The following is a 13,249-nucleotide window of genomic DNA, read 5'->3' on the forward strand; positions in this document are numbered from 1 at the left end:
GATTAGGTCCGCGTCGGCAAATGGGAGACGGGGTTTACCGGTTTACGATTCTTACGGATCTCAAAATGCAATTGCGGTTCCTGTACATAGCCGCTGTCTCCAGCCAGACCGATGATATCACCCGCTTTGATCTTTTGTCCACGCGTAACATGTAATTTGTCCGCATGACCATAGGCGGTGACCCAACCATCGCCATGATTGAGCAGGATCAAACCGCCAAAAACATCGATTTCATCGCCGCTATAAGCCACTACACCATCGGCCGCTGCGCGAATTGGGGTTCCTTTGGCGACCGCGATATTCAACCCGTCATTGACCTTGCCGCCGCCCTTGCTGCCAAAGCTGGAGATTAATTTTCCGTCTATCGGCCAATTAAACTGGCTGGTAAATGCCGCTGGCACGGCAATGACAGCCGGAGTTTTTGCAGGCGGTGTTTTTACTGGCCCGATGGCCTTGCGCCAATCCGATGGTTCCTCCGCAGCCACCTTCTCGGCCAGCGCCGGTTGGCTGCCGGTCATTATATCATCGATATCGAGATCAAAAGACGCCGCGCGCTGTTCGATACTCAAGGCCTGTGGATCAACAGGAGCCTCTGCGGGCAGCAACAATTTCTGGCCGACCCGCAAGACAAAGGGCTCTTCCAGTCCATTGAGCGCCACCACTTCGCGCCACGGCACACCATAAGCGCGGGCAATGGCGATGCCGGTTTCGCCGCCATTGACCCAGTGATAGCGGCCACCGGTAATATTCAGTCGCTGCCCCGGTCGAATGATATAGGGAGCAGCGAGGCCGTTTTCCGCCGCTATAATCTGCGAGCTGGCGCCGGTTTTATTGGCGATACCGCGCAGCGTGTCACCGGCCTGCACGGTGTAGATGCCGTCCTCGATCGTCATAGCATTGGGAGTAACCGTTTGCGCAGTCCAGGTAGGCGGCGGCGCATCAGCCGGGCTCTGTCCAAAGACCGATATGTCGGTTGCCAGCGTTGGCGCTGCTTCCTGAGCCGCCTCATTTTGCGGCCAGCCATTATCGCGGCCTGGCGGGATGCAGGCAGACACCGACATGACCAGAAAAAGGATTATCATCTTACGCATAGAACGCCCCGTTCACTTGCTCTCACCCCAATGAGAAACCGTTACCTAGCAATAAATCCACCCATTGCCAGCCCTGCTTCGCGATCGCAGATGAAAAAGCCTGTTTTTTGATTCATGTTCGGGCGGAGGCAGGAGCGGGCTGGTCGATGGGCAGCGCTATACTGCCAATTTATGGCGAAACTGGCGACATGGACAAGATCTATTGAGGCGCCTTCTGATCATGCGAGTAAGTTGGGCAGAATACATCCTTCTGCACATTGCTTGACTCATATTCAACTTTTGTCATATATATTCCACTAATGGAATATAGGGGGATGTGATGGCCTTACGATATGCTATTTTGGTTTCGCTGTCTGAGGGGGCGAAATCAGGCTATGATGTTGCGAAACAGTTTGATGAGAGTATCGGATTTTTCTGGCGGGCGCGGCATTCACAAATCTATCGAGAGATGGGCAAGCTTAAGGATAGCGGCTTGGCTATTGCCGAAGAAGTGCAGCAATCCGGCAAACCTAATCGTATCGTCTTCACCATCACCGATGCCGGGCGGGAGGCATTGCTCCAATGGTCCCGGGAACCATCCGAGCCTCCGGAAATGAAAGATCATTTCCTCGTTCAGTTATATGGAATTGAATCGGTCGATCTGGATGGCGTTCGTCAAAATCTGTTGCGGCGGATTGAACGGCATCAGGACCGGCATGCAGAATATGTGATAAAGCATGAATTGCTGGAAGACAGCAACTCACTAGCTGATCTCGGCAAGCAACTGGCTTTGGAAGTCGGAATGAGATGGGAGTGGGAATGGGTTGACTGGTGCACAAAGGCGCTGGAGCGACTGGCGCCGGAAGCGATTGAAGGCATGACCAATGTCGTTCCCTTCAAACAGCGGGAGAAAAAACATGCTGAGTGACAAGAGACGAGCGTTGCTGGTCCTGAACGGTGTAGGTCTCTTAATTTCAGCGGCCTTGAGCGGTTGGCTCTACTTTTTCTTCCTACTCGGCGCGTTAGACTTGTGGCCGCTCTTTACTGATATTCCTGTGGAAATTGGCGGTGACCGGAGGGCCTGGAATATGGCGCATCTGGAGGGTATTACCAATGGCCTGATCCTGATTGCGCTGGCAGCAGCAGCGCCATTTGTGACACTTGGTTCCAAAGGGCAGACTTGGCTCTTCTGGTCATCGCTCACTTACGCATGGTTGTTCACATTGCCCGCTATTGCCAATGCGGTTTTCAGCACGCGCGGTCTTGAATTTGGTGGCGGTCCGTTTCCCGGCGACGTGACCATAAACAATATCATTTATCTGTTTGGCTGGCCGCCAATCATCGCTGTTCATATCGGCTTTGGTCTATTCGCATGGGGCGCATGGAAAAAATACAAATCACTGGAGTCAGAGGCATGAACGCATCCACTAAAACCCCTCATCCCGAAGCTGGTGGCATAGTTGTCCGCGCCATTCCCTTCTCATTTGATGAAGGCATCGAACCTGTTTGGCATCCCGAACGCCCCGAGTGGAGCCACATGGCCAATGGTGCATCACTTACAATGCCCTATTTGGAGCCCTTTCTGATCAAGACGGTCAGAGAAGCGTTAAAAAACGCCAGCAACAAGCAGCTGAAGGATGATGTCCACGGTTTCATGGCGCAGGAAGGCAATCATTTTCAAAACCATCGCCGCTACAATGAAATTTTGAAACGCCATTATCCTGAACTGACCGACGTGGAAGACGAGATGACGGCGCAGTACAAGAAATTTCAGACGAAGAGCCTCCGTTGGCGCCTGGCCTATACGGCCGGTTTTGAAACCATGACGATGGGCATGACCGAATGGTTGATTGAGGAACGGCGGGACCTGTTCAAAAATGCCGACCCCTCTGTCTCATCGCTGATTCTCTGGCATATGGTGGAAGAGACCGAGCATAAAAATGTCGCCTATGACCTCTATCAGGATTTATATGGCAGCTATTGGCCGCGCACTTGGGGTTTGATCTTCGGCAGTTTTCATGTCGCATGGTGCAGCCGCAAAGGTTACATACGCATGCTTAAACGGGATGGTCTGTGGAACAAGGCCAGCAGCCGTATGCGGCTCTGGTACATGGTGGCGCGTTTTCTGATAAAAGCGTCTCCTGCCATGTTGCGGTCCTTGATTCCTGGTTATCACCCTAGCAAGGTCAATGATCCCAACTGGGTATCACGCTGGGCTAGTGCTTATGCAGACCTGCCGGAGGATATTATTCCCCTACTCGATACCGAAGATCCTGATATTCCAGCGCAGTTTGCGCGCTAAATTCCGGTAATTGGTTATGTCCGCTCTCGGGATGAAGCAGAAACAAACAACTGCCTTGTGCGACCAGCAGCCCCTCACAGCATTGTTGCCGGCAGCGGAAGCAGAACTTGCCCTACCCTATTGATAATAATCGATTTCTGGAAAAATTGTTCAGCTAACAATCATTCAACCTGAATGAGTTTATACAGCTTCTACACAGAATCGTCCATAAATTTGGTGCTGCTCCGGACAAGGGAAAGTCTTGTTGATATTGAAGAATGAGAAAGAACCGAACGCGTAATATCATAGCCTCAGGGCTGTAGGAAAGCGCCAAGCATCGTGCGTCTGGTCGGTCCGTACCGGCTGAGAATGCCCTAGCTATCGTATAGCTTGCTCAAGCTATCCATCGACTCATAGTGGGTCAGGTCCAGATGCAACGGTGTGATCGAGACATAGCCGTCTTCGATAGCCTCCAGATCGGTGCTATGGGCCGGAGTTTCGACCATCGGGCCGAGGCCGAACCAGTGATATTCAAAGCCGCGCGGGTCGCGGTTGCTGACGATTTGCAGGCGGCCGTAGTCGCGAATGCCCTGGGACACCACGCGGATACCTTTGACGTCGTTGGCCGGCAAAGCTGGAAAATTGATGTTTACCAATGTCCGATGATCCATGCTTTGCTTGATGAGCGGGCGCAAAACCCGCTCGCCCCATTGCAGCGCCGCTTCAAACGGCACATCATCACCCATTTCTCCGCGTGCATAGGCTTGGCTCAACGCGATGGACGGGATTCCGGCCAGCGCACCTTCCATAGCGGCTGACACCGTCCCGGAATAGGTGACGTCTTCACCCAGATTGGCACCGCGATTAACCCCGGACAATATGAGATCCGGCGGACCATCCTTCATGATTTTTGCGACCGCCATCATCACGCTATCAGTCGGCGTTCCATCAACCGAATATTGTTGATCCCCGCGCTTGCGGATGCGCAAGGGGCGGGTGAGCGTCAGCGAATGGCCGGCGCCGCTATTTTCGTCCGAAGGCGCGACAATCCAGATATCATTGGAAAAATGCTGGGCAATGTCGAGCAGGACTTTCATGCCCGGTGCGTCAAATCCGTCGTCATTGGTCAGCAATATGCGCATCAGTTTGCAGGCTCCAGTTTTTCAATCCCGCCCATATAAGGCTTTAACGCATCCGGAATTATGACACTACCGTCTTCCTGCTGATAATTTTCCAGCACGGCAACCAATGTGCGGCCAACCGCAAGGCCGGAACCGTTCAATGTATGCACAAATTGCGTGCCCTTGGTTTCGCCTTCCGCACGGAATCGGGCGTTCATCCGCCGCGCCTGATAGTCGCCGCAAGTCGAAACGCTGGAAATCTCTCGATAGGTATCTTGTCCCGGCAACCATACCTCCAGATCAAAGGTTTTACGAGCTGTTGCCCCCATATCGCCGGTGCAGAGCAGCATCTTGCGATAGGGCAATTCCAGCGCTTTGAGGATAGATTCCGCCGCCTCGGTCATCCGCAGATGTTCGGTATCGCTATGATCGGGATGAACGATCGCAACCATCTCGACTTTTTCAAACTGATGCTGACGGATCAGGCCTTTTGTATCCTTGCCTGCCGAGCCTGCCTCGCTGCGGAAACAGGGAGTCAGTGCAGTTAAGCGGATGGGCAGCTGTGCCTCGTCCAAAATCTGACCGTGCACGCTGTTGGTCAGGCTGACTTCTGCGGTCGGGATCAGCCAGCGGCCATCGGTGGTCTGGAATGAATCTTCCGAAAATTTGGGCAGCTGGCCCGTACCGAACATAGCCTCGTCGCGCACCAATACGGGTGGCGCGCATTCCTGAAAGCCGTTTTCCATAGTCTGCTGGTCGAGCATATATTGACCGATAGCGCGCTGCAACCGCGCCATTTGCCCACGCAGAAACGCAAAGCGCGCGCCAGACATTGCCGCAGCTGTTTCAAAATCCAGCCCCAGCACAAGACCGAGATCACTATGCTCACGCGGTTCGAAATCAAAAGTGCGCGGTGTGCCCCAACGGTCCACCTCAACATTATCTTCTTCATCCGCGCCTTCAGGGACATCGGACAGAGGAAGGTTAGGAAGCCCGGCCAGAACATCGCGCAATTTACCAGCAAGCTCGCGGCCTTGCTCTTCCATTGCCGGAAGGCTCGCCTTCAGTTCCGACACCTCTGCCATCAGCGCCTGCGCGGTTTCCTCGTCGCCCTGCCCCTTGGCTTTGCCTATTGCTTTGGAGGCCTCATTGCGGCGCGCCTGGCCTACCTGAAGCTTGGTCGCCAGGCTGCGATTTTCTTCGTCCAAGGTCAAAATCGTTGCCGCAACGGGTTCAACGCCACGCCGCGCCAATGCGGCATCAAAATCGGCCGCGTTTTCTCTGATAGTTTTTAGATCATGCATGGCCAAAGCCTATGCCGAGACAGAGGCTTTGGTTCAAGTGCAGAGCATCGCCTGTGCCACAAAAAAAGCGGCCGGATCGCTCCAGCCGCTTCTTGAATTGGTGTGATCGGGTAGTCGTTTAGGCCGCAACCGCTTTCTTGGCCTTGCGGCTGCGTGCGAACAATGCCGCTGCCGCTGCACCAAAAAGCAAAACCACAGGCGGCGCTGGAACAGGCGTGCCGCCGGTAGAACCACCGGTTGATCCGCCACTGCTGGAGCTTGAACTTGAGCTGCTGCTCGAAGAACTGGAGCTCGACGTGCTGCCACCAAAGCTCGATGAGGTGCTGCTCGCGCCAGAGGATGTCGATGTCGAGCTTGACGATCCGCTGCTACCCGAAGAACCGGAACTGCCATTAGAGCCGCCGCCGCTAGAGCTAGACGAGCTCGAGCTACTCGATGAAGACGAACTGGAACTGCTGGACGACCCGCCGGATGATCCGCTGCTGCCCGACGAGCCAGAGCTGCCGGATGAACCAGAACCGCCCGAAGAGCCTGTGCTGCCGGTTGACCCGCCGCTGCTCGACGAACTGGAGCTGCTGGAACTGCTCGAAGACGAGCTTGAACTACCCGATGAACCGCCGGACGAGCCACTGCTACCGGAGGAGCCGGAGCTTCCCGAAGAACCTGAACTGCCAGACGAACCCGTACTGGTATTCCCACTGCTGGTTGACGTGCCGGGGTGACCACTTGAGGTCATTCCACTCGAAGTCATACCGCTAGACGTCATGCCGCTCGAGCCATTTCCGCTAGAACTGGATGAGCTGCTCGACGAACTACTGGAAGAGCTGCTCGAGGAGGAGCTGGAACTGCTTGATGAGCTGACACCGCCGGTGGACGTACTCACGCCGCCGGTTGAGGTGCTCACACCGCCAGTTGATGTGCTAACTCCACCGGTAGACGTGCTTACACCACCTGTTGATGTGCTTACACCACCTGTTGATGTACTGACACCACCGGTTGAAGTGCTAATGCTGCCGGATGACGTACTGGTGGAACCACCAGTTGAGGTACTTGAAAATCCGCCGGTTGAGCTACTTGTAGAACCGCCCGTACTGGAGAAGCCGCCGGTAGATGTACTTGTTGATCCACCGGTGCTGGAAACACCGCCCGTTGACGTACTAGTTGAACCGCCGCTGCTCGTCGAAGAGATGACTACTGAGCCACCACCAGATCCGCCGCCGCCACCAAAGAAACCGCCGAAGAAACCGCCGCCGAAACCGCCGCCATAGCCGCCGCTGCCGCCAATCACGACAGGAACCGAGCCGCCGCCACTTTCCAGAACAGGAATTTCAGGCAAGGGCGCAGGAATATAAGGTGGTGGAGGTAGTGGTACGGCTTGAGGAGCTTGCGTAATGGTCACAACGCTCGGCGCACAGGCCGTCACTGTCTTTTTCACTACGCGCCGGGTCCGCTTGACTTTACGCGCAGACTGGCCGCGTTTCAAAACACGGGCACGAACCTTCTTTTTGTCGACCTTTTTAACATAGGGTGCCGCCGGTGCTTCGGAAACATGCACCGCACCGCCGCCAATTAGTGCCCCACCGCAAGTGCAGGCGCATAATTTTGCTAAAGCCATTCGAACCGACATAATCTCTACTCTCTTCCGCTCTGGAACCGACGGGAAAGCCTGCAACCATATGCTGGCGATCTATTTTGGGCTCCGACATCACTCAAGAACGCAGAAGGAGGGATTAATCACAATTGCGTTAACCTTGTTTGGGTCGCCAAAATAAAAAAAAGCCTTACCAACCCCTATCGAAGTAGAGTTAATGTCCCGAATTGAGACCATTTACAGCGAACATCTTTCTCGCGGCTAAGAAAAAGCTCGATAAAATCGAGATTTAACAATGATCAGCTCCCCCAATAGCTTTACAAGAAACGTTGCTATTGGGGTGATTCTTAACCTCCAAAGAGGCAGAATAGGATAAATTGTTCAACCGCAGCACATTGCATCTTGTCTCAAGCCAATGCCAAGTTTATAGGCCCGCTGATAGCCGGTCCTTCGCCAACTCTAAATCGGAGTTGGGGGCAGAAGTTGGAGAGTATATTTGGCGTCCTCAGCGAAAAATTCATCCGCTAAAGATAGAGACTCGAAAGGCGAAATTATACTGGATGATGACTATCGCCCCAGTGCCGACGAGGAATTCATGAATGAGCGACAACTGGCTTATTTCAAACGTGCGCTGGAACAGTGGAAACAGGATATCATTGAAGAATCCAAGGAAACACTGGCCCATTTGCAGGACGGCCCCATTCAGGAAGCCGATCTTAATGACCGCGCATCAAGCGAGACGGATTGGGGTCTGGAACTGCGGACCCGCGACCGCCAACGCAAACTGACTTCGAAAATAGACTCGGCGCTACGGCGTATCGAAGAAGGCGAATATGGTTACTGCCAGGTTACCGGCGAGCCGATTTCGCTCGAACGCTTGGAAGCGCGGCCCATTGCAACGATGAGCGTAGAGGCGCAAGAAGCGCATGAGCGCAACGAGAAAATCTCGCGTGATCAATAACTTCGTTATCACCGTCTGAATAATCCGGTAGTTAGAATAGCTCTTTCGAGCGCATTTCCGGTTTAGCCTTAATGCGCCAGCATCATCGCGTCGCAGTACCTGGAATATGGTATCATCCCAATTGTGCTGCCGCGAATAATCTCTGGCTGACATTAACCAATTTTCCATCTTTATGCGGCAAATATCCCAGCTCAGAAACGTTGTTTTACATCAACCCGCGGGATGCACATGAAAGAACCCTTTGACGATAATCTGGGAAAAAATGCTCAGACAAGTGGCCTGCCGAAGCGCGAACTCGATCGCGATAGCCTCTTTCTGAAAGCCGTTCTGCGCTTTGTAGATGGCGATGATTGCGGCGAAGTGCGGATTCGTAACTTGTCTGCTGGTGGTTTGATGGCAGAAGCACCGGTAATTGCCAAACGTGGCGACAAGGTGGAGCTGGAATTGCGTAATATCGGCCGCATCACTGGCTATATCGCATGGGTTGCTCAAGGCCGTTTGGGCATTGCGTTTGATCATGCGATTGATCCAAAGCTAGCGCGCCAACCGGTTGGTAAATCGAAGCTGGAATTGCCCCGCTATTTGAAACAGCATAGTGCCAAACGCCAACCGCTCGGGCATGGTCAACGTCCCCGCTAAGGGCCCTAGCATAAATCTGCTTGATTAGAATCCAACCGCTGCATAGGACCGTTTAATCATCTGATTAAACAGGAGCAGGATATGGCTGGGCCACTGGCAGGAATCAACATTGTCGAATTTGCAGGTATTGGGCCCGGGCCTTTTTGCGGTATGATGCTTGCCGATCAAGGCGCCACTGTCACCGTATTGCACAGACCTGGCGGCGCACCAGATGGTCGCCTCGCACTCTCACGCTCTCGTAACCTCGTCGAGATCGATCTGAAATCCGAGACCGGCATCCAGCAGGCTCGTGATCTGGTCAAACAGTCGGACGGCCTGATCGAGGGCTTTCGCCCCGGTGTGATGGAAAGACTGGGCCTGGGTCCGGATGTTCTTTTACAGGATAATCCCAAACTGGTTTACGGCCGGATGACTGGCTGGGGCCAATATGGACCGCTGGCGCATGCGGCGGGGCATGACATAAATTATATCTCCATTTCCGGCGCGCTGCATGCCTTTGGCCGCGCTGGCGAAAAACCGACCCCGCCGGTTAATATGGTCGGCGATTTTGGTGGCGGTGGCATGATGCTGGCATTGGGCATGGTATCGGCTTTGCTGCACGCGAAAACCGGCGGTGTCGGTCAAGTGGTGGACTGCGCAATGACCGACGGATCAGCCGCGCTGATGGCGATGATTTTTGACTTTCACAATATCGGTCAATGGCGCGATGAACGGGGCGTCAATCTGCTCGATACCGGTGCGCATTTCTATGACAGCTATGAGACAGCTGACGGCAAATATATCTCGATCGGATCGATTGAACCTCAATTTTATGCGCAATTGCGCAAAGTGGCAGGATTGGAAGAGGATAAGGATTTCGATCTTCAGATGAATCCAAAATCATGGGAGCCATTGAAAGAAAAGCTGACCACCTTGTTCCAGTCAAAATCTCGTGACGAATGGTGTGCGCTGATGGAAGGGACGGATATTTGCTTCGCGCCGGTCTTGTCTCTCGCTGAAGCAAAACAACATCCACACAATGTCGAACGAGAGACATTTGTCGATGTGGGGGGGCATATGCAACCCGCTCCGGCTCCACGCTATTCCGTCACTGTTTCCGACAAACCAAAACCGCCCAACTAACTAGCGTACAGAGCGGCCTAATTACTGAGCGTGCCCATAACAGCTTCAACGAAACTCGGTCCTATTGTGAGTTCCGTTCCATCTAGCATAACGATATATTTGCGCCGCCCTTTGCGGCGAATGTCACGTACAAAATGCCGGTTAACCGCGACGGAACGATGAATGCGAACAAACATATCACTAGGCAATCGTTGCAGCAGCGATTGCATGGCTTCATGTAAAAGGTAGCTCCGCTCATTCAAGCATAGACGCATATAGTCGCGATCCGCTTCTATCCATCCGATATCAGCACTGCTAATTTGTACTGCACTGTTTCCGTCCTGCACCCAAAGTCGTTGTTCACCGGCAGGTTGGATATCTGTTTGGACAGCCTGTCGTTTTTTCTGGACGCGCGCCACCGCCTCCCTGAGCAACTCTTCCTTCACCGGCTTAAGAAGATAGTCGGTTGCATCAAATCGAAAGGCTTCAACGGCATATCGATCATGGGCGGTCGTAAAAATAATCTCTGGCACTCTGTCCAGCTCTCTGCACCGCTTTGCGACCTCCATTCCCGAAATATCCGGCATATCGATATCAAGCAGCACAATTTCGGGACAATTTTGCGAGATGACATCCAGAGCTTCCCGACCTCCGCTTGCCATATCGATACGGTTTACACTGGTCATCCGGTTACACAGGGATTTGATCCGTCCCCGCGCCAGTGGTTCGTCATCGACAATCAGGATATCTAGCTTTTCGCTTGGCATCATAAACAATAATCTCGAAAAATCTGTTTCTCATCGGGAATGATGATCGTCGCGACCATTCTGTCATTATCATCATTGCCCGTGAACAAGGCAGCAGCAGGTCCGTAAAGCGCAGCCAGCCTCTCTCTGATATTGGCCAGCCCCGTTCCCGTGCCGTTACCCTTATCCTCGCTTCTCTGCATTCTGCCGTCATTGGTGACCACAAGCTTCAGTCGGTCGGCATCCCTGATTGCGGCAATGGTAACAGCAACCGGCGTGCAGGAGCGCGCGACGCCATGCTTGATCGCATTTTCCACCAGCGGCTGGATAATCAATGTCGGAATTTTCCAGCCACGTACGTCATCATCGATATTAACACTGAAGGACAGGCGTTTGGGAAAACGGACTTGCTCAATCTCAAGATAACGGACCTGTTGGGCAATTTCTTGCTCGACAGTGATCATGTCACTTTCGTCATCATGGAGAACGGAGCGCATATAATCAGCCAATCCATCCACAAGATGCTCAGCCTGACCATTTTTCTTGTCGATGATCAAACTGCTGACAGAGTTAAGCGCATTAAAAACAAAATGCGGGTTCAACTGATAACGAAGGGCACGCATTTCGCTTTCCCTGGTCACACGCTCCAGATTTCTGCTGTGGATCAGCGCGGCCTGCGTCTTACGGCTATTGGCCATGGCCAAATAGAGTCCGCCCCAACCAACCAATATGAGATAATCGACAAACGCTGTGTCAAAAAAATGAGACAAGACCTGGTCAGGTGGAAGATTATGATTGGCGCCGATATGGTCGAGTATCGGCATTGGAAAAGCCAGCATCAAATCGGTCAAATAGGCGATGGCAAGCGCCAGAAATATGGTCGGGATCGTTAAGATCAATAAAGCACTCGTGGTCCGATCGCCAACCAGAATCAAACAACGGTATAAGGCCCAAGTGACTGTCACCGAGATAATCGCAGTTATCAGATAGGTCGTAAGCGAATGGCTGTGATCGGGGGCGCCCCAGAGAATGACCCTCAGCGCATTGACCATGAAATAAGCCGACCACACACCAAAGATACTTTTCATCGCCAAATCGATGTTGATCGGGAAAATCCGGTGCCAGAAAGGCGACACTCTTGGCGACAAATCATCTGCAAAGGGGATGGGTTGCGTGGCCATGGCCGCTTACTCCGCACCTACTTCTGAAGCCGATGGGGGAACTTCCTCTTGCTGGTTACTCGCAGCCGGTTCGCGGTTCAATCCCCGCTCGGTGCGCCAATAGGTTGCAAAGCTGGCCAACCAGTGGCTACCGGCATAATGGGGCGTACGAACAGATTCTTCACCCGCATCCCCGTGCAGTTTTGCAGAAGCCAATAGCGATGCTTTTCGGGCATCTCCATCAGGCAGCGCCGTTGCAATACCTTCCAAAGCCCATGCGCGCGACAGGTTCACTCCGTCGAGATGGACAAGCTTGCCATCGGTCGGGTCATTGACGATTCCGACCGCCAGCCAGTCGGCGCTGCCATCTGTTGGTATATCCGGCAAAAAGGCGGTCAACCACTCGGCAAATTCTGTTGCGGTCAAGATCCGCCGCATCAAATCTGCTTCCATCAGGCACGGCGAGAGAAAATCTTCACCGGACGGTTCATAGGCAATTGGGCAGTTACGATCACCGCTATGGAAGGCCTGGCTTTTGTCAGCAATCAATTTTGCCATCTGATCATCGCCCGTAATCCACGCCCAATCGAGAAACAGTCCAAAAGCAAAAGCAGACTGATTGTGGGTACCCAGCCGGATCGGATAGGCAAGCTTGGGAACCCATGTGATGATGCGATCCTTGATTACCGATTCCAGTGGCTTCAACCGGTCCAGCCATATCTGCGCCTGCTCCGCCTTGGTATCATCCCGGGATGCGATTTCGGTTAACTCTGCGGTCAACTGCAAGAACCAGGCAAGCCCATAAGGCCGCTCAAACGAAGCCCGGCCGCCGCTATTGAAATAGGCGACCTCTCCGGCAATTTTCTCGGCAGTGAAATTACTGGAAAGCGCGGCGGCAATCTCGTCATCCATTTCCGGCACCGAACCATTGCCCCACAACCGGGTCAGCAGCCAGTGGCCATGCACCGCACTGTGCCAATCAAAACATCCGTAAAATACAGGAGTTAGCCGAACCGGCTCTTGTACATCGCTGGCGCTGCTCATCACATGGCTGATTTTGTTGGGATATTGTTTGTTCACACAATCCAATGCGATCCTCGCATAGGCATGTTCCGGCTTGCGCGGTGACTGGCTGTTATCCGCAGGATTCGGCGCAACATTTTTGCGCTCAAAATATCCCTGTTCGGATGTATCTCTCTGCCCTTCATCATTGCTCACAGAACAGGACGACATGATGATCGTCAACGACAACAGAAAACTAAAGCGCAGTAGCAT

At 53.3% G+C, this 13,249-nt stretch carries 14 protein-coding genes; 8 read left to right on the top strand and 6 right to left on the bottom strand.

The window, feature by feature from the left end; genetic code table 11:
* Positions 1-2: 2 nt before the first annotated feature.
* Positions 3-1,091: a M23 family metallopeptidase gene (locus ABJM21_RS13145; RefSeq protein ID WP_348300447.1), complete on the bottom strand. Its 1,089-nt coding sequence runs from the start codon at positions 1,089-1,091 to the stop codon at positions 3-5.
* Between the two features lie 319 nt (positions 1,092-1,410).
* On the opposite strand from ABJM21_RS13145, the gene ABJM21_RS13150 reads away from it, so the two are divergent.
* Genes ABJM21_RS13150 through ABJM21_RS13160 form a run of 3 tightly spaced genes read left to right on the top strand, consistent with a single transcriptional unit; the run spans position 1,411 to position 3,372 of the window.
* Positions 1,411-1,998, top strand: a complete 588-nt coding sequence (locus ABJM21_RS13150; protein ID WP_348300448.1) for a PadR family transcriptional regulator — start codon at positions 1,411-1,413, stop codon at positions 1,996-1,998.
* Positions 1,988-2,488 (top strand): hypothetical protein, encoded by a 501-nt coding sequence (locus tag ABJM21_RS13155; RefSeq protein ID WP_348300450.1) that lies wholly within the window; start codon positions 1,988-1,990, stop codon positions 2,486-2,488. The genes ABJM21_RS13150 and ABJM21_RS13155 overlap by 11 nt, the downstream gene beginning before the upstream one ends.
* A complete protein-coding gene (locus tag ABJM21_RS13160; RefSeq protein ID WP_348300451.1) occupies positions 2,485-3,372 on the top strand; it encodes a metal-dependent hydrolase in 888 nt (295 codons plus the stop codon). Before ABJM21_RS13155 ends, ABJM21_RS13160 begins: the two co-directional genes overlap by 4 nt.
* Positions 3,373-3,725: 353 nt before the next feature.
* Here the strand turns inward: ABJM21_RS13160 and surE are convergent, their stop codons facing one another.
* Both surE and serS read right to left on the bottom strand, forming a co-directional pair.
* The gene (gene surE, locus ABJM21_RS13165) at positions 3,726-4,493 is read right to left on the bottom strand and encodes a 5'/3'-nucleotidase SurE (RefSeq protein WP_348300452.1); all 768 of its coding nucleotides are present in this window, start codon (positions 4,491-4,493) and stop codon (positions 3,726-3,728) included.
* A complete protein-coding gene (gene serS, locus ABJM21_RS13170; protein WP_348300453.1) occupies positions 4,493-5,776 on the bottom strand; it encodes a serine--tRNA ligase in 1,284 nt (427 codons plus the stop codon). The genes surE and serS overlap by 1 nt, the downstream gene beginning before the upstream one ends.
* A gap of 137 nt (positions 5,777-5,913) precedes the next feature.
* Between serS and ABJM21_RS13175 the strand changes: the two genes are divergently transcribed.
* The 5 genes from ABJM21_RS13175 (at position 5,914) to ABJM21_RS13195 (ending at position 10,089) form a co-directional block, all read left to right on the top strand.
* Positions 5,914-6,498 carry a hypothetical protein gene (locus ABJM21_RS13175; protein ID WP_348300454.1) on the top strand — a complete coding sequence of 195 codons (585 nt, stop codon included), beginning with the start codon at positions 5,914-5,916 and terminating at the stop codon, positions 6,496-6,498.
* Positions 6,499-6,540: 42 nt separating this feature from the next.
* Positions 6,541-7,044 carry a hypothetical protein gene (locus ABJM21_RS13180; RefSeq protein WP_348300455.1) on the top strand — a complete coding sequence of 168 codons (504 nt, stop codon included), beginning with the start codon at positions 6,541-6,543 and terminating at the stop codon, positions 7,042-7,044.
* Positions 7,045-7,917: 873 nt separating this feature from the next.
* Positions 7,918-8,328, top strand: a complete 411-nt coding sequence (dksA, locus tag ABJM21_RS13185; protein WP_348300902.1) for an RNA polymerase-binding protein DksA — start codon at positions 7,918-7,920, stop codon at positions 8,326-8,328.
* A 228-nt stretch (positions 8,329-8,556) separates the two neighbouring features.
* Positions 8,557-8,967: a PilZ domain-containing protein gene (locus ABJM21_RS13190; protein ID WP_348300456.1), complete on the top strand. Its 411-nt coding sequence runs from the start codon at positions 8,557-8,559 to the stop codon at positions 8,965-8,967.
* Positions 8,968-9,048: 81 nt separating this feature from the next.
* Entirely contained in the window at positions 9,049-10,089 is a 1,041-nt protein-coding gene (locus tag ABJM21_RS13195) for a CaiB/BaiF CoA-transferase family protein (RefSeq protein WP_348300457.1), read from the top strand.
* 17 nt (positions 10,090-10,106) lie between these two features.
* On the opposite strand, the gene ABJM21_RS13200 is transcribed toward ABJM21_RS13195, so the two are convergent.
* The 3 genes from ABJM21_RS13200 to ABJM21_RS13210 are packed head-to-tail and all read right to left on the bottom strand — an operon-like array spanning position 10,107 to position 13,249.
* The gene (locus ABJM21_RS13200) at positions 10,107-10,838 is read right to left on the bottom strand and encodes a LytTR family DNA-binding domain-containing protein (RefSeq protein ID WP_348300458.1); all 732 of its coding nucleotides are present in this window, start codon (positions 10,836-10,838) and stop codon (positions 10,107-10,109) included.
* A complete protein-coding gene (locus ABJM21_RS13205; RefSeq protein ID WP_348300459.1) occupies positions 10,835-11,995 on the bottom strand; it encodes a histidine kinase in 1,161 nt (386 codons plus the stop codon). Before ABJM21_RS13205 ends, ABJM21_RS13200 begins: the two co-directional genes overlap by 4 nt.
* A gap of 6 nt (positions 11,996-12,001) precedes the next feature.
* Positions 12,002-13,249 (bottom strand): DUF2891 domain-containing protein, encoded by a 1,248-nt coding sequence (locus ABJM21_RS13210; protein ID WP_348300460.1) that lies wholly within the window; start codon positions 13,247-13,249, stop codon positions 12,002-12,004.

Source organism: Parasphingorhabdus sp. (genome assembly GCF_039977335.1).
Classification (GTDB): domain Bacteria; phylum Pseudomonadota; class Alphaproteobacteria; order Sphingomonadales; family Sphingomonadaceae; genus Parasphingorhabdus.